Genomic DNA, 21643 nt, shown 5'->3' with positions numbered 1-21643 from the left:
TTATTCTAAAATTATTTTTTCGGTTGTAATGTTTGGAATAGTATCTACTTTTTTAAAGTAATCAATTAACATGTTTCTTAATTTATAATCCATGTCATATTTTATAGAACTTTCTTTGAAAAATGTCATGTTATCGCCACCATTTGCTAAATAATCAGAAGTTCCTACATAATAAATTCGATTATCATCTAAAGGTTGATTGTTTATTTCAATCCTGTTTATTTTTGAAGTTTCTTTATCTATGAAAATTTTTATTCCATATAAAGGATGAGGTTTTTTCTCTTTTAGGATATATTCCGCTAATGTTCTAATTTCTTTTCCAGATAAACCTACAATAATCAAACTGTTTTCAAAAGGCATTACTTCAAATGCTGTTCTAGTGGTAACATCACCTTTAGGAATCATAGCTCTTATTCCACCGTGATTGAGTAAACAAATGTCTAAATTTTTATTTTCTCTTTTTTGAAAAACCGGATTTCCAAGTTCAAATGTTATCTCAGCTAATAAATTCCCAATATTGGTTTGCCATTTTCCTTTACTTTTATCTTGCGTTTCAGGACAATATGCCAAAACACTTGATAAATCTTTATCAATAGCATCTTTATAAGGTTTTACATAACTTGAGATAGTTTCATCTTCTCCCTTTTCATTAGTAATTCCAATTTTTTTTCCTTCAATTTTTGTAATTTGATAGGAGGATGTTGATTTACAAGAAGTAAAGAAATTAAATGTTAATAATATAACAAAAAAACCAAAAGATATCGTATTCTTTTTTACATTTACAAACATAACAAAAGTTTAAATTTTTAATTTTGTCGAATAGGTAAAAATACTATGTTTTATAATATAATAAAGAATTTTTTTCTTAAAAAAAATGTTACTAAAAAATTAGCAACTCAAAAATCTATTGGTTCAAATGATAAGGTTTTGACAGTAGGTGTTTTGGTAGATGAAACCTATTTCAATTCAACCAATTTATTAATTGAAAGAATTGTTTCGCAAGGCATTCAAAATAATAATATTTCAGTTTTAGTTTACAAAGATAAAATCAAGAAAAAGGAAGAAATCATTGAGCCGTTTTTATCGATAAAAAACATTTCTATTTCAGGTGAAATTGATAAAAAAGAGGTGAATGACTTTATAGAAACTCCATTTGATTTGTTAATTAATTATTATGATGTAAACAAAAGCGCTCTTTTGTTGTTGTCAACTAAATCTAAAGCAAAATTTAAAGTTGGATTTGATACAGTTGATAAAAGAGTGAATCATTTTATCATTAAGACTTTGGTAGAAAACTATAACGAATTTGTTTTGGAATTGTTTAAATATTTGAAAATTTTAAATAAAATATAAAAATGCAATCATTTATTGGTACAGGTGTTGCTTTAGTTACACCATTTAAAAAAGATTTTTCTGTTGATATAGAAGCTTTAACTAGGATTGTTAATCATGTAATTGAAGGAGGCGTTGAGTACTTAGTGGTTTTAGGAACAACGGCTGAATCTGCAACTTTATCTCAAGAAGAAAAGGAACTAGTAATCAATACTATTGTTACTGCAAATGCAGGAAGATTGCCTTTAGTTTTAGGTGTTGGAGGGAATAATACACAAAAAGTAGTTGAAGAATTAAAAACAAGAGATTTTTCTCATTTTTCAGCTATATTATCAGTTTCACCATATTATAACAAACCTACACAAGAAGGTATTTACCAACATTTCAAAGCAGTTGCAGAAGCATCGCCTATTCCAGTAATTTTATACAATGTGCCAGGAAGAACTGCTAGCAATATGTTGCCATCAACTGTTGTTAGAATTGCCAATGATTTTAAAAATGTAATCGGAATTAAAGAAGCAGCTGGAGATATTGTTCAAGCCATGAAATTAATTCAAACTAAACCTGAAGGGTTTTTAGTGATTTCTGGTGATGATATGATTACTTTGCCTATGGTTCTGGCAGGTGGAGCAGGAGTGATTTCGGTAATTGGAGAAGGTTTTCCTAAAGAATTTTCTGAAATGGTTCGTTTAGGACTTCAAAGAAAAGTAGATGAAGCATACAAACTTCATTATTTACTTGCAGATAGTATTGATATGATTTTTGAACAAGGAAATCCTGGCGGAATCAAAGAAGTCTTTAAATCATTAGGTTTGTCTGAAAATACAGTGAGATTACCATTGGTAAATGTAAACGAAGATTTGGCAAAACGATTAAATAATTTTACCCAAAGTTTGAAATAAAAAAAGATTTTTGTGGTTAATAAATTATGTCTAAATTTGCAGTTGCTTTTTTAGACGTCAAAAAATAAGTTGATTTTATAAAAAAGATTAAATATAAATAAATGAGTAAAGTAATTAGTTTCCTTTTTGTTGCATTATTTTTGGTTTCATGTAGTGAATATCAGAAAGCTTTAAAATCTGATGATGTCGCTGTTAAAAATGAAACAGCAGGCAAATTGTATGAAGCAGGAAAATACACAAAAGCCATAAGATTATATGAACAAATTGCTCCTGCTTATAAAGGAAAGCCTAGTGCTGAGCGAATGTTTTATTTTTATTCAATGTCTTTGTATAAATCGAATCAATTTTATTTAGCAGGTTATCAGTTGGAAAATTTCGTTGCAACTTATCCTAAAAGTGAAAAACGAGAAGAATGTGCTTTTTATGCAGCAGAATGTTTTTATAAACTTTCTCCAGAATACAGTTTAGATCAAACCGATACAAATAAAGCATTAGACAAAATGCAACATTTTATTGATGTTTATCCAGATTCTCAATATTTGCCTCAAGCTAATGCATATGTAAAAGAGTTACGTGAAAAATTAGAGAAAAAAGCATTTGAAATTGCTAAACAATACAATACAATTTCTGATTTTAAAGGAGCATTAAAAGCACTTGAAAATTTTATAGCAGATTATCCGGGTACTCCTTACAAAGAACAAGCTTTGTTTTACAGATTTGACTCTGCATACAAATTAGCTATTAACAGTGTTGAAGCAAAAAAACAAGAACGTTTGGCTTATGCTAAAACAGCTTACACTAATTTAATTAAGTTTAATACGGAAACAGAGTATAAAGAGAAAGCTGATAAAATGTTAGCTGAAGTAGAAAAAGAATTACAAAATTACATTAAATAAAAAGTAAATCATGGATTTAAAGAAAACAAATGCTCCAGTAAATACTATTACTTATAACAAAAGTAAATTAGAAGAACCTACAGGAAACATTTATGAAGCGATTACTATTATGGCAAAACGCGCTAATCAAATCAATACTGAAATTAAAAAAGAATTGATTGAAAAATTAGAAGAGTTTGCTACTTATAATGATAGTTTAGAGGAAATTTTTGAAAACAAAGAGCAAATTGAAGTTTCAAAATTCTATGAAAAATTACCTAAACCACACGCTTTAGCAGTACAAGAATGGGAAGAAGGTAAAATCTATTACAGAGACGCAAAATAATCATTATGTCTGTTTTAAGCGGTAAAAAAATCTTGCTAGGTATATCTGGTGGTATAGCTGCTTATAAAACAGCCAACTTGGTTAGATTACTTATAAAAGCAGGTGCACAAGTACAAGTTGTAATGTCACCTGCTTCTTTGCATTTTGTTACGCCACTTACCTTAGCAACACTATCAAAAAATCCTGTGTATTCTACTTTTTTTAATGAAGAGGAAGGAAATGGGGAATGGAACAATCATGTGGAATTAGGTTTGTGGGCTGATTTTATGCTAATTGCTCCAGCTACAGCTAACACGCTTTCTAAAATGGCAAATGGCAATTGCGACAATTTATTAATTGCAACGTATCTTTCTGCAAAATGTCCAGTTTACTTTGCACCTGCAATGGATTTGGATATGTATAAACATCCATCAACTCTTGACAGTTTTGAGAAATTGAAATCATTTGGTAATACCATGATTCCGGCAGAAAGTGGAGAGTTAGCAAGTGGTCTAGTTGGCGAAGGTCGAATGGCTGAACCAGAAAATATTGTTGCCTTTTTAGAAAAAGATATTGCTTCTAGATTACCACTTAAAGGAAAAAAAATTCTTATTACTGCAGGTCCAACTTACGAAGCTATTGATCCCGTTCGTTTTATAGGAAATCATTCTTCTGGTAAAATGGGATTTGATATTGCAAATGAAGCTGCAAATAATGGGGCAGAGGTGATATTAATTACTGGACCTACGCACTTGAATGTAAAAAACGCCTCTATTCAACTTATTCGAGTTACATCTGCACAAGATATGTATGACGCTTGTCATCAATACTATAAGGATGTAGATGTTGCTATTGCTGCAGCTGCTGTTGCAGATTATCGACCAAAAAATGTAGCCCAACAGAAAATAAAAAAGAATGATTCTTCGTTTACTATAGAGCTAGAAAAAACAAAAGATATTTTAGCTTCGCTTGGTGAACAAAAGAAAAATCAATTTCTGATTGGTTTTGCTTTAGAAACTGAAAATGAAATTGAACACGCAAAGCAAAAAATTCAGAAAAAAAACTTAGATTTGATTGTTTTAAATTCTTTGAATGACAAAGGGGCAGGTTTTGGGCAACCTACAAATAAAGTAACTTTTATTTCTAAAGATTTTCAAATTGAGCCAAAAGAGTTGAAATCTAAAGAAGAAGTTGCTCAAGATATTATTAATAAGGTAATTCAATTGTATAATGCGTAAATTAGGACTGGTAATATTTTTTTTGTTTTCAATTGCAAACGTTGTTTCGCAAGAGTTAAATGCTACAGTTTCTGTTAATTTTCAACAAGTTGCTAATGGAAATCCGCAGCTTTTTAAAAATTTAGAAACCCAAGTAAAAGAATTCTTGAATACTACAAAATGGACAACAAAAGAATTTACTGATGTTGAAAAAATAGAATGTAATTTCTTTATTAATGTAAATTCGTATGGGTCTAATACATTTGAAGCCACTTTACAAGTACAATCTTCTAGACCTGTTTTTAATTCTACATTATCTAGTCCAATATTAAATATTAACGATAAAAATTTTACTTTTCGTTTCATCGAATTTGAAAATTTAATTTACGATCAAAATAGCTTTAATTCTAATTTAGTATCCGTTTTAGCTTTTTATGCAAATGTGATTATTGGAATGGATCAGGATTCCTTTTCAGAATTAGGAGGAACTGAATATTATCAAATTGCTTCTAATATTGTAAATGTAGCGCAAACAAGTGGCTACAAAGGATGGAATCAATCTGAAGGGAATAATAACAATAGAAATTTCTTAATTTCAGATATTTTGTCCAATACTTTTTCACCTTTTAGATTATCGCTTTATCAATACCATAGATTAGGATTAGATACAATGGCAGAAGATGTAAAAAAAGGTAAAGAAGGTGTTGTAAAAGCAATTAATGTATTGGCTGAAGTTCAAAAGGTGCGTCCAAACGCTTTACTAACACGAACTTTTTTTGATGCCAAAACAGATGAAATTGTTTCCATTTTTAGTGGTGGACCAAGAATTGATGTGGTGCCATTATTGGAAACTTTAAATAGAATTTCTCCATTAAATTCTCAAAAGTGGAGTAATATTAAATAATATTTTATTTATGCTGCTTTCGCTGTCTATAAAAAATTACGCCCTCATTGAATCTCTTGAAACCGATTTTTCCAATCAGTTCTCTGTAATTACAGGTGAAACAGGAGCAGGAAAGTCAATTCTTTTAGGGGCTTTGGGTTTAGTTTTAGGAAAAAGAGCCGATTTATCTTCATTAAAAAATAAAGAGCAAAAGTGCATTATTGAAGCCCAATTTGCTATTTCAAATTATAAATTGCAAGCTTTCTTCAATGAAAATGACATGGATTATGAAGATAATACCATCATTAGAAGAGAAATTTTACCTTCAGGTAAATCTAGAGCTTTTGTAAACGATAGTCCTGTAAACCTACAGGAATTGCAAGAATTAGGCGAATTATTAATTGATATTCATTCCCAACATCAAACTAGGGAATTAACTGAGGAAAATTATCAAATAGATATTTTAGATGCTGTTGCCAATAACACTGATTTAGTTGTTTCTTATAAAAATTCGCTTGCTGAATTCAAATCTGCAAAAAAAGAATTGAAACTATTATTTTCAGAAAAAGAAACTTTGGTAAAAGAATATGAGTACAATTCGTTTTTGCTAAACGAACTTTTAGCAGCTAATTTAACTGATGGCGAACAAGAAGCTTTGGAACAAGAACTGGAACAATTAAGCAATGTTGAATTCATAAAAGAAAATTTCGAACGAATTTTAGCCATTGCTAATGAAGAGCAGGTGGGGGCATTAGTTAATTTAAAAGAAATTAAAATAGCACTTCAACGATTAGCCGGTTTTTCAAAACATAATGAAATGTTGTTAGAAAGGTTAACAAGTAGTTTGCTTGAAATCGAAGATATTATTTCGGAATGTGAACAAAATAATGATAAGATTGTAGCTAATCCAGAACGTTTAGACTTGGTAAACAATAAATTACAAACCATTTATTCATTACAGAAAAAGCATCAAGTACTAACTATTTCGGAGTTATTAGCTATACAAAATGAACTAGAAACAAAAGTAATTCGTGTAGATGATTTAGATGGTACAATATCCAAATTGCAACTAGAAGTAGACTCAAAACAAGCTAAAGTAGATGAAATTGCCCAATTGATTTCGGATAATAGAAAAAAAGCGGTTCCAATTTTAATTGATAAAATAAAAGTCATTTTAGCTCAATTAGGAATGATAGAAGCTGATTTTCAAATCGAAATCAATCATACAGATTCTTACTCTCCAAAAGGAAAAGATGAAGTGGTTTTACTATTTTCGGCTAACAAAGGAACTAGTTTTGGATTATTAAAGAAAGTAGCTTCTGGAGGTGAAATGTCACGTATTATGTTAGCTATCAAAGCAATTTTAGCTAATTATTCTAAGTTGCCTACCATAATATTTGATGAGATTGATACAGGAGTTTCGGGCGAAATTGCTATAAAAATGGGTGAAATCATGAAAGAGATGAGTAAAACAATGCAAGTTTTTGCCATTACTCATTTACCACAAATTGCAGCCAAAGGAAACATGCACTATAAGGTTTCAAAAAGCAGCTTTGGAGATACTACAATTTCAGAATTAACATTGCTAACTTCAGAAGAAAGAGTAATTCAAATTGCCGAAATGTTATCAGGAAAAGCAATCTCAGATTCTGCTATACAACATGCAAAAGCTTTGTTGAATTAATTTTTTAAAGTACTTTTGCTACATACAAATAAACAACAAAACATATAAAATAAAATAAGATGATTATAGAACCAAGAATGCGAGGATTTATTTGTTTGACAGCTCATCCTAAAGGTTGCGAACAAAATGTAAAAAATCAAATTGAATATGTAAAATCGAAAGGAAAAATCAATGGTCCAAAAAGAGTGCTAGTTATTGGTGCATCTACTGGTTTTGGTTTGGCTTCAAGAATTACAAGTGCTTTTGGTTCTGATGCAGCTACAATTGGTGTGTTTTTTGAAAAAGCACCTTCTGAAGGGAAAACGGCTTCTCCAGGTTGGTACAATTCTGCTGCTTTTGAAATGGAAGCTCAAAAGGCAGGTTTATACGCAAAAAGTATTAATGGTGATGCTTTTTCTAATGAAGTGAAGCAACAAACCATTGATATGATTAAAGCTGATTTAGGACAAGTAGATTTGGTTATCTATAGTTTGGCTTCTCCTGTACGTCAACATCCAGTAACAGGAGTATTACATCGCTCAACTTTAAAACCAATTGGAAATACTTTTACGAATAAAACGGTAGATTTTCATACTGGAAATGTAACAACTGTTTCTATTGAGCCAGCCAATGAAGAAGATATTGCAAATACGGTAGTTGTTATGGGTGGAGAAGATTGGTCAATGTGGATGAATGCCATGAAAGAAGCAGGAGTATTAGCAGATGGTGCTACTACAATTGCTTATTCTTATATTGGACCTGAAGTAACGGAAGCCGTTTACAGAAAAGGTACTATAGGAAGAGCCAAAGATCATTTAGAAGCAACTGCTTTTGAAATAACAGATGCTTTAGCCACTATTAATGGAAAAGCATATGTTTCAGTTAATAAAGCATTAGTTACTCAAGCAAGTTCTGCTATTCCTGTAATTCCTTTATATATATCATTATTATATAAAATTATGAAAGCTGAAGGAATTCATGAAGGTTGTATAGAGCAAATCCAACGTTTATACGCCGATAGATTATATTCAGGTGAAGCTGTTCCAACAGATGACAAAGGAAGAATTCGTATAGATGATTGGGAAATGAGAGCGGATGTTCAGGAAAGAATAGCTAAATTATGGGGCGAATCAACAACAGAAACATTAGTGGAGTTAGGAGATTTAGCCGGTTATAAGCAAGATTTCTTAAATTTATTTGGTTTTGGTTTTGATGGAGTTGACTATCAAGCTGATACAAATGAAATGGTGATGATACCAAGTATTAAGTAATTATTTTTAGAAAATAATAATATATTTTAAGCCCTGATTTATCAGGGTTTTTTTATAACATAAAATTTAAAAATTGTTATAAAAAATTACAGTTTGTGATTATTGCGTATTTAAACGATAATATTTATCATTTCATCGATATTAATAAAACATTACTAAAACGTTTAATAATTACGCATTAAATGTCTCTGTTTATTATTTATATTTGTTTTGGAATAACTATAAATTATTAATAAATGAAAAAAATTACTTTACTTTTATTTGCGCTCTTTACGTGCTGGCAAATAAATGCTCAGGTAAGTTCCTATTCTTTTACGGAATCAACTGAGACTTATGCCCAGATTACGGGTACCACGTCTACCGCTACAGGAGATGATGGAACTCAAACAAACATTCCTATTGGATTTACTTTTAATTTTGGAGGAGTTAACTACACTGCCTTTGGTATTTCTACTAATGGAATCATTAGATTAGGTTCAAATGCTACTGATACTGCAATTGCATCTGGTTGGACAAATGCTTTAAGTAATACAGCTGGTAACAGACCTTTAATAGCTCCTTTTTGGGATGATAATAATATGACTGGTGGTGAAATTAGATATTCACTTACTGGAACAGCTCCTAACCAAGTTTTGACTGTTAATTGGCACAATTCAAAAATTGGAGGAGGAGGTTCTACTGCTGGAGCTACTTTATCTTATTTAATCAGATTACATGAGACTACAAATGTTGTTGAAATTGTGTATGGTAGTCCTTTTACAACCACTAATACAGTTACTGCTTCAGTTGGTTTAAATGGTTCTACTTCATTTTTAAGTGTTACACCAGCAGCTACTTCGACAGTTTCATCTGCAACTGCAAATAATGCAATTAATGCCACAGTAATGGCAAATTTAGCAGGTAAATTATTAACATTTACTCCACCTTCTTGTTCTGCACCATCTGGATTTGTCGCTTCAAACTTAACTACAACTTCAGCTACAATTTCTTGGAATGCTGCTACTCCAGTTCCTTCAACTGGATACGAGTATTATTATTCAAACGTTAATACAGCTCCTGCGGGTGCTGGAACACCAACAGCTTCTTTAACTGATAATTTATCAGGATTAACTCCAAACACTACTTATTATGTTTGGTTACGTTCTGATTGTGGTGGAGGTAATTTTAGCGCATGGGTTGGTCCATTTACGTTTTTTACTGGATATTGTATTCCTTCAAGTACTTCAAGTTCATCTTTTGTAGATAATTTTAGTACAACTGGAGGTTCTTTAAATATTTCTAATTTAACATCAGGTTTTACAACTGGTGGTTACTTAGATGCAACATCTCAAGTAGTTGAAAGTTATGAAAATGGTTCTTTTGATTTCAATGCCACTATTCAAGGGGCTACAGTAGGTTTTGCTATTTGGATTGACTGGAATAACAATTTAGTTTTTGAAGCTAGTGAAAAAGTTTATAACACTACTGCTTATGGTAGCGGTCCTTTTAGTGGTACAATAACTGTACCTGGTGGTACTGCATTAGGTAATTATAGAATGCGTATAACAACAGATTGGAATGCTTCAAATCCAAGTAATCCTTGTGCTGCTGCTGCTCGTGCTGAGTTTGAAGATTACACAGTTACTGTGTCTAATCCTCCTTCTTGTTTAGTTCCTAATACAATTATTGCTTCTAATATTACTTCTTCAACTGTTGATTTGTCTTGGACCGATGGTTCTGGAGGATTACAATTTGATTATGAATATGTAATTCAAGCTCCAGGAACTGGAGAACCAACAGGTGCAGGTGCTCAAATTGGAGATGTAACCGTTGTAGGTGAAGGTTTTGATATTAATGGAAACCCTCTTACTCCTAATACTCTTTATGAAGTATATGTAAGATCAGATTGTGGGGGTAGTTTCAGTTCTTGGGCTGGTCCAATAACTTTCAGAACATTATGTGAAGCTTTTACTGTTCCTTTTTCTGAAGGATTCAACTCAACTTCTACAACAGAAGCTTGTTGGACAAAATTAAATGTGAATGCTGATGGTGATGCTTGGGATACAAATTATACTATAAATCCATTTGAAGGTGATCAAGTAGCAGTTATGTATACTGATTTTAATGCAGGAGCTAATGATGATTGGTTAATTTCACCAACTATTACTTTAACTGGAAATCAAAGATTGAAATTCCACTATAGAGTTCAAAGTGCTGGAGAGCCAAATGATTTCGAATTGTTGTTATCTACTACTGGAACAGCTCCGGCTAGTTTTACAAATACGTTAATTGCTAATACGAGTTATTCAAATATCACTTACATAGAGCAAGTTGTTGATTTATCTGCTTACTCTGGTGATGTAAATATTGCTTGGCATGTACCTAATGGTGGTTTAGATGGATGGAGATTATATATTGATAATGTAATTGTTGAAGATATCCCGTCTTGTGTGGAACCTAATACTATTATTGCTTCAAATGTTACTTCTTCTACTGTAGATTTATCTTGGACTGATGGTTCAGGTGGTGCACAATTTGATTACGAATATGCTATTCAAGCTCCAGGTACAGGTATTCCTGCAACTGCTGGTGCTCAAGTAGGTGACGTAACTGTTGTAGGTGAAGGTTTTGATATTAATGGAAACCCTTTAGCAGCTAATACAACTTATGAGGTATATGTAAGAGCTGATTGTGGTGGTGGAGATTTTAGTCCTTGGATTGGACCAATTACTTTTACTACATTATGTAACACTTATGTAGCTCCTTATACTGAAGATTTTGAAAATGCAGGAACTATTCCTTCTTGTTGGAATATGAGTGGTTCAGAAAACTGGAGATTTTCTAATACAGGTGCAGGAAATCATATTGGGAATAATGGTGTAATTACTGGTACAACAACTTCTGGTGGTTATTTTGCTTGGATTGATGATTCATCTCCAAATACTACAAATGCTACATTAACATCTCCTTTAATTGATGTTTCAGGATTAACTGTTCCAAGATTAACATTCTTTGAATTAAGTAATAATGAAGGTGCAAATCCAAACTCTACTTTAAATGTTGAAGTATGGGACGGAGCTGCATGGAATGCTATGGCAACTTATAATACTAACACTAACGGTTGGGAAAAAAGAGTTATTGATTTAAGTACATTAACTATCACAGGTGATATTCAAGTTAGATTTATCATTGTTGAATCTTCAAGTTTCTATGATGATATTGCAATTGATGATGTTACTATTGAAGAAACACCTTCTTGTTTAGAACCAACAATGTTTACTGTTGATACAGTTGGTACTGATACTGTAACTGTTTCTTGGACTGCAGGTGCAGGAGAAACAGAATGGGAATATGTAGTTCAAGCTCAAGGAACTGGAGTTCCTGCTGGTACTGGAGTTTCTACAACTTCAAATCCTTTAGTGATTTCTGGTTTAACTCCAAATACTCCTTATGAAATTTATTTAAGAGCAGTTTGTAGTGTAACTGAGCAAAGTATCTGGGTAGGACCATACAATGTTGAAACAAATATTGAAGTGGTTTGTGGTACGCCAGTAAATACAACTTACTGTTATACAGATAATGATTCAACTTCTTGGACATTTACTTCTAGTGATGGAAGTCCTTTGAGAGTAGTATTCAATGCTGGTCAAGTGGAAAACACTTGGGATGAATTAATTGTTATTGATTCTGATGGTGTTACACAATTGTATAATGGTTATGGTGCCGCTGGTAACTTAGCTGGATTAACATTTGATGCTACTGGTGATACAATTACGGTAATGATATCTTCTGATGGGTCTGCAAATTGTGGTGATTCTGCTTACACTTCTTGGGATTTTGATGTAGTTTGTGCTACTTGTGTAAACCCAACTGTATCTTTCAATGTTGTTCCTGATTGTGCTAATAGCCAATATTCAATTGAAGTTGATGTTACTAATATTGGTTCTGCTACTTCATTAACAATCTCTGACGGTACTACAGATTTAACTGGTATTTCTGCAACTGGTGTTCAAACTTTCGGACCTTATGCTGATGGATCTAGCAATACTGTTGTAGTTACTAATGAACAAGATGGAGCATGTTTTGTAACTTCAGGTGCTTTATCATATTCTTGTCCACCATCTAATGATGATTGTGTTAATGCAATTGCTGTTGATTGTGGTGATGTGGTAACAGGTACTACAACTACTGCAACAAATTCAAGTGGTGGTACATCTGCAGATGTTTGGTATTCTTATAGTGGTGCTGCTGGTGATATTACAGTAAGTTTATGTAATAATACAAACTATGATAGTTATTTAAGAGTATATGATGCTTGTGGTGGAACTGAAATTGCGTTTAATGACGATTTCTGTAATGCTCAATCATCTGTTACATTTACTGCTGATGGAACTACTACATATTACATCTTGGTAGAAGGTTTTGGATCAAATGTAGGAAATTTTGAAATGGCTGTAACTTGTGTATTAAGCAATGGAGATTTTAATTCAAATTCTTTCTCTGCTTATCCTAACCCAGTTAAAGATGTTTTAAATATCTCTTATGCTACTGAAATTTCTTCTGTAAAAGTTATCAATATGATAGGTCAAGAAGTTCTTTCTAAAAATGTTAATGCAACCTCTTCTCAAGTAGATATGTCTCAATTAAGTGCAGGTACTTATATTGTTAATGTTACACTTGGTGATACAATTAAAACTTTAAAAGTTGTAAAACAATAATAATTTTAGTTATTAAATTAAAGTCCCGATTTTATCGGGACTTTTTTATTTTTAGGTATTTTATTTTCATTAATGAACTAATTTGATAGTTCTATTCCACATAAAATTTATGTAATTTTGTAAAAAAATTACGGATGTATTTTTCATTTATAGTTCCCGTTTATAATAGACCCGATGAAATTGACGAATTGTTAGAAAGTTTAACTAAGTTCAATTCATCAATTCCTTTTGAAGTTGTAATTGTGGAAGATGGCTCATCAATTCCCTGTAATGATGTTGTTGAAAAATATTCAAATCAATTGCATATTTCCTATTATAATAAACCAAATTCTGGTCCTGGTGATTCTCGAAATTACGGGATGAAAGTGGCTAAAGGAGATTATTTTATTATTTTAGATTCAGATTGTATTATTCCACCAGATTATTTAAATCAGGTTCAAAATAGTCTTAATGAAGAATACGTAGATTGTTTTGGTGGTCCTGATGCAGCACTTGATTCCTTTTCAGATATTCAAAAGGCAATAAACTTTACCATGACTTCTTTTATTACTACTGGTGGAATTAGAGGAGGAAGTGAAAAAGTAGATAAATTTCAACCCCGAAGTTTTAATATGGGGTTGTCTAAAAAAGCATTCGAAGCTTCAAATGGTTTTGGAAATATTCATCCTGGAGAAGACCCCGATTTGTCAATCCGATTATGGAATTTAGGTTTTAAAACCAAGCTTATAAAAAATGCATTTGTTTATCATAAAAGAAGAATTAGTTGGGAAAAATTTCAAATACAAGTAAATAAATTTGGAAAAGCGCGCCCAATATTAAATTCATGGTATCCTGAACACACTAAAATAACATTTTGGTTTCCAACTTTATTTTGTTTTGGTTTTATTGTGGCTCTTCTGTCTGTACTTATTAATGTTCCTTATTTCATGTATTTATACGGATTATATTTTGCACTTTTATTCTTAATTTCTTTATTGTCCAATAAAAGTATAAAAATTGCGTTTTATTCTATATGGGCTTCTATAATTCAGTTTTTTGGATACGGAAAAGGATTTTTATTATCGTATTTTAAAGTTTTCATTTTGAAACAAAAGCCACAAGAAGCGTTTCCTGAGTTGTTTTTTAAAAAATAGAGATGACAAAAATTATTGGTTTAACAGGAGGAATTGGCAGTGGTAAATCTACTGTTGCAGCTTATATGGCGTCAAAAGGAATTCCTGTTTATATAGCAGATGAAGAAGCAAAAAACATTATGGAATGCGAGAATATAAAACAAAAAATTCAAAATTTGTTTTCAGAGAGTATTCTCAATTCAGATGCAACGTTAAATCGAAAAAAAATTGCCCAACTTGTATTCAATAATCCCGAAAAATTAAAAGAATTAAATGCCATCGTTCATCCAGAAGTGCGACTTCATTTCAGCAATTGGTTAAAAGAACATAAGAATTATCCTTTTGTAATTAAAGAAGTTGCCATTTTATTTGAAACTGGAGGAAATAAAGAATGTGATAAGGTTATTTTAATTACAGCTCCTGTATCACTTCGTGTTGAAAGAGCAATGAAACGTGATAATTTAACAAAAGACGAAATATTAGTTAGAATTAACAATCAATTTTCTGATGAAGAAAAGATAAAAATGAGCGATTTTGTTGTGGAAAATATTAATTTAAAAGAGACTTTCCTAAATATTGACAAAATTCTTAAAATTTTAGCAAAATCCTAAAAAATAGTTTATATGTTAATCTTTGGTTAATGTATTTTAACTATAAATGTTAAAATGTTAAATTTGTTTCGATGAATAAGTCAAGGTTTAGATTATTAGTCTTTTTAATGAGTTTATCATTAATTGGTATAATTTTAGTTCAATTGTATTGGATATCTATTTCTTTGGACAAAAATGAAGAAGAATTTAAATATCACGTTCAACAAGTTTTAGGTAATGTTTCTAATACAATCAATGAAAAAGAGTTAGTTTCCTTTTATAATTATTATAATAAGTTAATTGATAGTACTGGTAAAATTCCTAAACAAGAAGAGTTAAAAGAAATATATTTCTACGAACGCGATAAAAAAACTAATGAAACTATCATTTACACCAATACACTAGTTGCTGAAAATTATGGTATAAATGGTTCGTTCTTTGATAAAAATGCAGGTTCAGTAAATTTTGGAAAATTACTATCAAAAAGAAAAACAGAATATTTTAGTGGAAATTCTATAGATGATGGAAATTTGCAAGTTCGTACATTACCAGACTTATCTATTAATAAATCAGGAAGTGTAACAAGTTTAGACAAAGCAAATTTTGAAGTAACTTTTAAAGATGTTGTTTCATTAAAACCTATTCAAGAAAGGGTTTCAGTAGAACAACTTGGAAAATATTTAAAAGATGAACTTCATAAATACGGAGTCAAAACACCTTTTGAATTTGGTATCTATAGCAATGGCTTAGCAACTAAAATTCGTTCTGAAAATTTTAAATACAATAGTAATACAACTTACGGAATTCCTATACTTCAAGATAATGAAGGAATGTCGATGTATCAACTTTTAGTGAGTTTTCCACAAAAAAGCAAATTCGTTTTTTCATCTTTAATTGGAATTTCAACTTTGTCATTATTGTTTACTTTGGTTATTGTGTTAACGTATTCAAGCGCCTTAAATCAATTAATCAAACAAAAACAAATTTCTGAAATCAAAACAGATTTCATTAATAATATGACACATGAATTCAAGACACCTATAGCTACTATCAACTTAGCTTTAGATGCAATTAAAAATCCAAAAATCATTGAAGATAAAGAAAAGGTACAACGTTATCTCCAAATGATTAAAGAGGAAAACAAGAGAATGCATGCTCAGGTAGAAAATGTTTTACGAATCTCTAAATTAGAGAAAAACGAATTGGATATTTCTAAAGAACCAAGAGATGTAACCGAAATTATTGAAGATGCAATCGAACACGTTAGTTTAATTGTTGAAGACAGACAAGGAATAATTCATCAGCATTTTAATGCACAAAGAAGTACAATTTTACTTAACGAAGTACATTTTACAAATGTATTAGTAAACGTGTTAGACAATGCTATTAAATATTCACCAGACGCCCCAATAATTGATGTTTTTACCGAGAATATAAAAGATTTTATTCTTATAAAAATTCAGGATCAAGGTGCTGGTATGAGTAAAGTAGCACAAAAAAGAGTATTTGAAAAATTCTACCGCGAACATACGGGAGATTTACATAATGTAAAAGGTCATGGGCTTGGTTTAGCCTATGTAAAACAAATTGTTGAAGACCACAATGGTCAAATATTTGTAGAGAGTGAAAAAGGTAAGGGAAGTACCTTTATAATAAAAATGCCATTAATAAATTAAAATATATAGAACATTATCATGGAAGCAAAAAAAATATTATTAGTTGAAGACGATCCAAACTTTGGTGCGGTTTTGAAAGATTATTTAATGATAAATGATTTTGAGGTTACCTTGGCTAAAAACGGAATGGAAGGTTTTGAAAAATTCAAAAAAGACACCTATGATTTGTGTATTTTAGATGTTATGATGCCTTACAAAGATGGTTATACTTTAGCTAGAGAAATTCGTGAGAAAAACCAAGAAGTGCCAATTATCTTTTTAACAGCTAAAACGTTGAAAGAAGACGTTTTAAAAGGATATAAAGTTGGTGCTGATGATTATTTGAATAAACCATTTGATTCAGAAGTGCTTTTAATGAAAATCAAAGCAATTATTCAAAGAAAAGCGTCTGAAGTAAAACCAGATACAACTAAGTTTGAGTTTGAAATAGGTAAATTCCACTTGAATTCAAAATTACGTTTCTTAACATATCCAGGTCAAGAACCAATTAAATTATCTCCAAAAGAGTGTGAACTTTTAAAAATGTTAGCACTTCACGAAAATGATTTAATGCCAAGAGAATTGGCTTTAACTAAAATTTGGAGAGATGATAACTACTTCACATCAAGAAGTATGGACGTTTATATCGCTAAATTGAGAAAATTCTTAAAACAAGACGAAAATGTTGAAATCTTAAACATTCACGGTGAAGGTTTTAGATTAGTCATCAAGAAATAATTTCAAGTCCTGAGAAATCAGGACTTTTTTATTCAATAATTTCTAATGCATAACAAACTTTTTCGTCTTTGGTAATGATGTATGTATTTTCGTTTTTAGAAATTATTGCTTCATCATTCCAGTTCAATTCTTTTAAGAAATTCATCTCAAAGCCTTTTATGTTTTGTTTCAAGATAAATTTTCTATCCATAGTATTTAAGCACCATTCTAAGTATTTCACGTTATTAGCATGATTTACGATATCTAAATCAGATAGTTGTACTTTATAATCTAATATTTTTTCGAATGCAACATCCAAATTAATACGCTGCACCGATTTTTCAGTTGCACTATGTTCTGGATATTTGATAAAATGTTCGTGAGGTAAAGCTAAATTTTCAGGTCTTCTAATTTGTGTATTTAAAACGGCCCAATACGTTTCACAACCCGCTAATTTCTCATCACCGCGATACAATTCCAAACAACGAGTCGAACGTGAATTTTCTAATGATTTTATCCACGTTTTTACGGTAACTTTCTCCTTCCATTTGGGTAAACTGATAATTTCCAAACGCATTTTACTCATTACCCAAGCTTGATGATGTTCTTGCATATCACTAAAACTGATTCCACCTAAATCGGCATGAATTCCCGCTGTAATTTGAAAAATATTACATAACTCAGTATATTTCAATAAACCATTTGGATAACATTGCAAAAAGTTGATTTCGTATTCTTGTTCTAAAATAGAAGTAAAATTGGAAGATATGGGCATAAAAAAATTATAAATTATGAATTATGAATTATGAATTATGAATTATGAATTATGAATTATGAATTATGAATCATTGATTTTATAGAACTGATAATCTCTTTTCTATCTGTCAAATAATCAAACCAACTCACATTTTCTGTTCGTTTAAACCAAGTGATTTGGCGTTTTGCAAAACGTCTCGTGTTCATCTTGATTTGTTCGATGGCAAACTCTAAAGTTATTTTTCTATCAAAATAATCGAATAATTCTCTGTAACCAACGGTTTGTAATGCATTCAAATGTTTGTTTGGATACAAAGATTCTGCTTCAGCTAAAAGTCCTTCATTTAGCATAATATCCACGCGTTGGTTGATTCTATCATACATGATTTCTCGGTCGGCTTCTAAACCAATGATAATAGGAGTGAAGTTTCTTTTGTTTTTTCGTTTTCCAATAAAACTCGAATACGGTTTTCCAGTTCCCAAGCAAACTTCTACAAAACGTTTCATACGTTGCGGATTTTGTAAGGTTTGTGGATTATCAGTTTCTAACTTTTGGTAATATTCCGAATCTAATTTTTGGAGTTGCTCTTGTAAAAAGTTGATACCTAATGCATCATATTTAGTATTAATTTCATTTCGAACCGAATCATCAATATCTGGAAAATCATCAAATCCTTTTAAAACCGCATCTACATATAATCCCGAACCACCTACCATAATTTGAATGTTATTTTTCTGAAATAATTCATCCAATTTCGATAAAGCTTCTTGTTCAAAATCGCCTACCGAATAACTTTCAAAAATCGATTTATTTTGAATAAAATGATGGGTTGCAGCTGCTAATTCTTCATCACTCGGAACAGCGGTGCCAATTTTCATTTCTTTAAAAAACTGACGACTATCGCATGATATAATTTCGCAACCAAAATGTTGTGCTAAAGTAATGCTCAAAGCCGTTTTTCCAATGGCTGTTGGTCCTATAATGGTAATAAGATAGTTCATTAAAAACGAATTATTTTATACACTTTATTTTTTCTAATATAAGATTGAATAATCGTTTTTGTATCGCGATTGTGTTGCATTGGAATGATGATGTTTTTCAAAATTTCAATGTTATTCACTTGATAATTCAAATCGTAAAAGCAGTAGCCTTTATATATACCATTTTCAATTAATACAGCAGTTCTTTCATCATACGTTCTACCGCGATCAAGAATTACCATATTGTTGTTTTCAAACGAGTTCTCTTCAATGAATTCCAAAACTCTTTCGTTGTAACTTTCAGGGTTTTCTTCACCCAAACAAGCTCCATTACATTCTTTTATTTTGTATTGAAAACATCCGTTTTGAGTATCATACAAACCATTGATTTTCTGACACAAATTGTATTTTTCTGTTATCTTGAACAATGCATTTTTGCCTTCCTGAAGCGAAGTAAACGAAGTGATTTCTTTCTTTCGACCATCTGCTTTTTCAACGGTTAATGAAATGTAACCTTGTTCGTTTGTGTGTTGGTAAAGCGCGTATTGAAAAATACTTTTGCGTTGAGCTCTGTTGTAAATTGGTTTATTGATTTTAATTTCTTCGCTTTCCTTTAAAAGTGCTATTAATTCGCTTCCCGTTTCTTCAAAAGTCACGGCAAAAACATCACGTTGGATTTTTTTACTTTTACTCGAAGTTCCTGTGAAATGTTGGTTGACACGTTTTTTGATGTTTTTGCTTTTCCCGATGTAAATCAAATCGCCTTTTTCATTGTGAATGTAGTAAATACCTGTTTTTGAAGGTAAATTCTCCACAATATCTAACAATTTCGGAGACATTCCCGATTTAATTTCGGTTTTGATAAAGCTTTTTACGATTTCTTTCTCGATGTCTTTTACCAACAACATTTTGAATAATTTCACAGTAGCCAAAGCATCACCACTAGCACGATGTCTGTCTGCCATAGGAATTCCTAATGAACGCACCAGCTTACCCAAACTATACGATTCTTGACCCGGAATTAACTTTTTTGCTAATTCTACCGTACATAGCGTTTGTTTTTTGAAATCAAAACCTAAACGTCTAAATTCGGTTTTTAAAATTCGATAATCGAATGAAGCATTGTGAGCCACAATTACACATCCTTCAGTGATTTCGATAATTCTTTTTGCCACTTCATAGAATTTGGGAGCACTTCTAAGCATAGCATTATTAATCCCAGTTAACTTCACAACGAAAGGTTGGATTGGTTTTTCGGGATTTACAAGGCTAATGAATTGGTCCACAACCTCATGACCATCAAATTTATAAATGGCGATTTCGGTTATACCTTCTTCATTGTATTGTCCTCCAGTGGTTTCTATGTCGATTATTGCGTACAAAATAGTTTACAGTGTTCAGTCTCGGTTTTCAGTTAATTGGCACATTGACAAATTGCCTTATTGATAATTTCTCGTTCCAAAGATACTACTTCCAATTCGAACCATCGTACTTCCGCATGAAATTGCGAGTTGATAATCGCCCGACATTCCCATGGATAATATTTTTATATCAATGTTTTCTGGAGAGACGCGATTAATCGCGTCTGTACAAGAGGTAATAGTATCAAAAATCGTTTTTAGATGTTTGAATTCTTTTTCAATTTGGTTTTGGTTTTCTGTGAAGGTTGCCATTCCCATTAAGCCAACGATTCGGATATTTTTATAGTTTTCTTTGTCATTATGGACATGTTCCAGAATCTCGTTTAATTCTTGTTCGTCTAACCCAAATTTACTTTCTTCTTCCGCAATAAAAACTTGTAACAAACAATCAATTACACGATTATTTTTTGCTGCTTGTTTGTTGATTTCTTGCAATAATTTTAAACTATCCACACCATGAATTAAGCTTACAAAAGGTGCAATAAGTTTAACTTTCCTAGATTGCAAATGCCCAATAAAATGCCATTGTATATCATTTGGCATTTGTTCCTGTTTTTCAACTAATTCTTGAACATAATTTTCTCCAAAAATACGTTGGCCAGCATCATACGCTTCCATTAAATCCGATATAGGTTTGGTTTTTGAAACTGCTACCAAAGTAACGTGAGCTGGAAGTTGGGATTTTATGTTATTGAGGTTTTTTGAGATTGACATTATTCTGGCTTATTGTTAATGAAATCAAAAATTATTTTATTCAATTTTATTCTTAAATTAATTAAAAAAGGATTTTTTATTTCTTTGAAAGAAGTTATTTCAAATTTATTTAATTCTGCTTTAAAAATTTCTTTTGAATTATCCTTACTATTTATTTTTTCAATATTTATTTTGATATAAATTGGACTATCGTTAAAATAATAAAATTCATAAAAATGTAAAAATTCAAATTCTTTATCTTTTGTAGTTTCATTATAATAAGAATAGATCAAGTTATCTTCAAATTCATAACTTGTAGTTCCAAATACACCAATATTTTTCTTTTTCTTTTTAATAATTCCACTTGATTCTATTTTTGGTCTAATTGTTTTAACAATACTATCGATTTGAGAGATAGTTAATTTTTTCTCTTGCGAAAAACAAAAGTTAACAAACAATAAAAAGAATATTATTTTTTTCATTTTAATGTGATTTCTCCTTTGTCGAAATGACAAAATTGAGTCTTTTTTCTTTTTTCTTGCTTCTTTTCTCT

19 protein-coding genes are annotated in these 21643 nt (G+C 30.9%); 13 read left to right on the top strand and 6 right to left on the bottom strand.

Translation table 11 applies throughout. The features are described from left to right. Entirely contained in the window at positions 1 to 789 is a 789-nt protein-coding gene (locus LOS86_RS09245; RefSeq protein WP_231841821.1) for a 5'-nucleotidase C-terminal domain-containing protein, read from the bottom strand. A 45-nt stretch (positions 790 to 834) separates the two neighbouring features. Between LOS86_RS09245 and LOS86_RS09240 the strand changes: the two genes are divergently transcribed. The 13 genes from LOS86_RS09240 (at position 835) to LOS86_RS09180 (ending at position 17260) form a co-directional block, all read left to right on the top strand. After that, positions 835 to 1353, top strand: a complete 519-nt coding sequence (locus LOS86_RS09240) for a DUF6913 domain-containing protein (RefSeq protein WP_231841820.1) — start codon at positions 835 to 837, stop codon at positions 1351 to 1353. A gap of 2 nt (positions 1354 to 1355) precedes the next feature. Continuing rightward, positions 1356 to 2234 (top strand): 4-hydroxy-tetrahydrodipicolinate synthase, encoded by an 879-nt coding sequence (gene dapA, locus LOS86_RS09235; protein WP_231841819.1) that lies wholly within the window; start codon positions 1356 to 1358, stop codon positions 2232 to 2234. Between the two features lie 101 nt (positions 2235 to 2335). Further along, positions 2336 to 3130 (top strand): outer membrane protein assembly factor BamD, encoded by a 795-nt coding sequence (locus LOS86_RS09230; RefSeq protein WP_231841818.1) that lies wholly within the window; start codon positions 2336 to 2338, stop codon positions 3128 to 3130. Positions 3131 to 3140: 10 nt separating this feature from the next. Beyond that, a complete protein-coding gene (locus tag LOS86_RS09225; RefSeq protein WP_111565628.1) occupies positions 3141 to 3455 on the top strand; it encodes a DNA-directed RNA polymerase subunit omega in 315 nt (104 codons plus the stop codon). Between the two features lie 5 nt (positions 3456 to 3460). Continuing rightward, positions 3461 to 4672 (top strand): bifunctional phosphopantothenoylcysteine decarboxylase/phosphopantothenate--cysteine ligase CoaBC, encoded by a 1212-nt coding sequence (gene coaBC / locus LOS86_RS09220; RefSeq protein ID WP_231841817.1) that lies wholly within the window; start codon positions 3461 to 3463, stop codon positions 4670 to 4672. Continuing rightward, complete coding sequence (gene porD / locus LOS86_RS09215) at positions 4665 to 5555, top strand: type IX secretion system protein PorD (protein ID WP_231841816.1); 891 nt, start codon at positions 4665 to 4667, stop codon at positions 5553 to 5555. The genes coaBC and porD overlap by 8 nt, the downstream gene beginning before the upstream one ends. Positions 5556 to 5565: 10 nt before the next feature. Continuing rightward, positions 5566 to 7218 (top strand): DNA repair protein RecN, encoded by a 1653-nt coding sequence (recN, locus tag LOS86_RS09210; protein ID WP_231841815.1) that lies wholly within the window; start codon positions 5566 to 5568, stop codon positions 7216 to 7218. 59 nt (positions 7219 to 7277) lie between these two features. Next, the gene (gene fabV / locus LOS86_RS09205; RefSeq protein WP_231841814.1) at positions 7278 to 8468 is read left to right on the top strand and encodes an enoyl-ACP reductase FabV; all 1191 of its coding nucleotides are present in this window, start codon (positions 7278 to 7280) and stop codon (positions 8466 to 8468) included. A 236-nt stretch (positions 8469 to 8704) separates the two neighbouring features. Then, entirely contained in the window at positions 8705 to 13165 is a 4461-nt protein-coding gene (locus tag LOS86_RS09200; protein WP_231841813.1) for a T9SS-dependent choice-of-anchor J family protein, read from the top strand. 134 nt (positions 13166 to 13299) lie between these two features. Beyond that, positions 13300 to 14298: a glycosyltransferase family 2 protein gene (locus LOS86_RS09195; protein ID WP_231841812.1), complete on the top strand. Its 999-nt coding sequence runs from the start codon at positions 13300 to 13302 to the stop codon at positions 14296 to 14298. 2 nt (positions 14299 to 14300) lie between these two features. Further along, positions 14301 to 14888: a dephospho-CoA kinase gene (gene coaE, locus LOS86_RS09190; protein ID WP_231841811.1), complete on the top strand. Its 588-nt coding sequence runs from the start codon at positions 14301 to 14303 to the stop codon at positions 14886 to 14888. 71 nt (positions 14889 to 14959) lie between these two features. After that, positions 14960 to 16543, top strand: a complete 1584-nt coding sequence (locus LOS86_RS09185) for a sensor histidine kinase (protein WP_231841810.1) — start codon at positions 14960 to 14962, stop codon at positions 16541 to 16543. Positions 16544 to 16561: 18 nt separating this feature from the next. Continuing rightward, entirely contained in the window at positions 16562 to 17260 is a 699-nt protein-coding gene (locus tag LOS86_RS09180; protein ID WP_231841809.1) for a response regulator transcription factor, read from the top strand. Positions 17261 to 17288: 28 nt separating this feature from the next. Here the strand turns inward: LOS86_RS09180 and LOS86_RS09175 are convergent, their stop codons facing one another. From LOS86_RS09175 to LOS86_RS09155, 5 genes are read right to left on the bottom strand one after another with little or no spacing between them, the layout of a single operon-like run. Continuing rightward, positions 17289 to 18014 carry an acyl-[acyl-carrier-protein] thioesterase gene (locus LOS86_RS09175; RefSeq protein ID WP_231841808.1) on the bottom strand — a complete coding sequence of 242 codons (726 nt, stop codon included), beginning with the start codon at positions 18012 to 18014 and terminating at the stop codon, positions 17289 to 17291. A gap of 56 nt (positions 18015 to 18070) precedes the next feature. Next, the gene (gene miaA / locus LOS86_RS09170; protein ID WP_231841807.1) at positions 18071 to 18997 is read right to left on the bottom strand and encodes a tRNA (adenosine(37)-N6)-dimethylallyltransferase MiaA; all 927 of its coding nucleotides are present in this window, start codon (positions 18995 to 18997) and stop codon (positions 18071 to 18073) included. Then, the gene (locus tag LOS86_RS09165; RefSeq protein WP_231841806.1) at positions 18997 to 20358 is read right to left on the bottom strand and encodes an exonuclease domain-containing protein; all 1362 of its coding nucleotides are present in this window, start codon (positions 20356 to 20358) and stop codon (positions 18997 to 18999) included. Before LOS86_RS09165 ends, miaA begins: the two co-directional genes overlap by 1 nt. A 57-nt stretch (positions 20359 to 20415) precedes the next feature. Continuing rightward, positions 20416 to 21111 carry a YggS family pyridoxal phosphate-dependent enzyme gene (locus LOS86_RS09160; protein ID WP_231841805.1) on the bottom strand — a complete coding sequence of 232 codons (696 nt, stop codon included), beginning with the start codon at positions 21109 to 21111 and terminating at the stop codon, positions 20416 to 20418. Then, positions 21111 to 21572, bottom strand: a complete 462-nt coding sequence (locus tag LOS86_RS09155; RefSeq protein WP_231841804.1) for a hypothetical protein — start codon at positions 21570 to 21572, stop codon at positions 21111 to 21113. Before LOS86_RS09155 ends, LOS86_RS09160 begins: the two co-directional genes overlap by 1 nt. Between the last annotated feature and the right edge of the window lie 71 nt (positions 21573 to 21643).

The organism is Flavobacterium cyclinae, assembly GCF_021172145.1.
GTDB classification, from domain to species: domain Bacteria; phylum Bacteroidota; class Bacteroidia; order Flavobacteriales; family Flavobacteriaceae; genus Flavobacterium; species Flavobacterium cyclinae.
The sequence above is the reverse complement of the archived record's forward strand: the minus strand, read 5'-3'. Positions and strand labels throughout refer to the sequence as shown.

Excerpts from the sequence above, each read along its gene's own strand:
- LOS86_RS09245 (WP_231841821.1), bottom strand. The coding sequence starts at position 789 with ATGTTTGTAAATGTAAAAAAGAATACGATATCTTTTGGTTTTTTTGTT.
- LOS86_RS09240 (WP_231841820.1), top strand. The coding sequence starts at position 835 with ATGTTTTATAATATAATAAAGAATTTTTTTCTTAAAAAAAATGTTACT.
- dapA (WP_231841819.1), top strand. The coding sequence starts at position 1,356 with ATGCAATCATTTATTGGTACAGGTGTTGCTTTAGTTACACCATTTAAA.
- LOS86_RS09230 (WP_231841818.1), top strand. The coding sequence starts at position 2,336 with ATGAGTAAAGTAATTAGTTTCCTTTTTGTTGCATTATTTTTGGTTTCA.
- LOS86_RS09225 (WP_111565628.1), top strand. The coding sequence starts at position 3,141 with ATGGATTTAAAGAAAACAAATGCTCCAGTAAATACTATTACTTATAAC.
- coaBC (WP_231841817.1), top strand. The coding sequence starts at position 3,461 with ATGTCTGTTTTAAGCGGTAAAAAAATCTTGCTAGGTATATCTGGTGGT.
- porD (WP_231841816.1), top strand. The coding sequence starts at position 4,665 with ATGCGTAAATTAGGACTGGTAATATTTTTTTTGTTTTCAATTGCAAAC.
- recN (WP_231841815.1), top strand. The coding sequence starts at position 5,566 with ATGCTGCTTTCGCTGTCTATAAAAAATTACGCCCTCATTGAATCTCTT.
- fabV (WP_231841814.1), top strand. The coding sequence starts at position 7,278 with ATGATTATAGAACCAAGAATGCGAGGATTTATTTGTTTGACAGCTCAT.
- LOS86_RS09200 (WP_231841813.1), top strand. The coding sequence starts at position 8,705 with ATGAAAAAAATTACTTTACTTTTATTTGCGCTCTTTACGTGCTGGCAA.
- LOS86_RS09195 (WP_231841812.1), top strand. The coding sequence starts at position 13,300 with ATGTATTTTTCATTTATAGTTCCCGTTTATAATAGACCCGATGAAATT.
- coaE (WP_231841811.1), top strand. The coding sequence starts at position 14,301 with ATGACAAAAATTATTGGTTTAACAGGAGGAATTGGCAGTGGTAAATCT.
- LOS86_RS09185 (WP_231841810.1), top strand. The coding sequence starts at position 14,960 with ATGAATAAGTCAAGGTTTAGATTATTAGTCTTTTTAATGAGTTTATCA.
- LOS86_RS09180 (WP_231841809.1), top strand. The coding sequence starts at position 16,562 with ATGGAAGCAAAAAAAATATTATTAGTTGAAGACGATCCAAACTTTGGT.
- LOS86_RS09175 (WP_231841808.1), bottom strand. The coding sequence starts at position 18,014 with ATGCCCATATCTTCCAATTTTACTTCTATTTTAGAACAAGAATACGAA.
- miaA (WP_231841807.1), bottom strand. The coding sequence starts at position 18,997 with ATGAACTATCTTATTACCATTATAGGACCAACAGCCATTGGAAAAACG.
- LOS86_RS09160 (WP_231841805.1), bottom strand. The coding sequence starts at position 21,111 with ATGTCAATCTCAAAAAACCTCAATAACATAAAATCCCAACTTCCAGCT.
- LOS86_RS09155 (WP_231841804.1), bottom strand. The coding sequence starts at position 21,572 with ATGAAAAAAATAATATTCTTTTTATTGTTTGTTAACTTTTGTTTTTCG.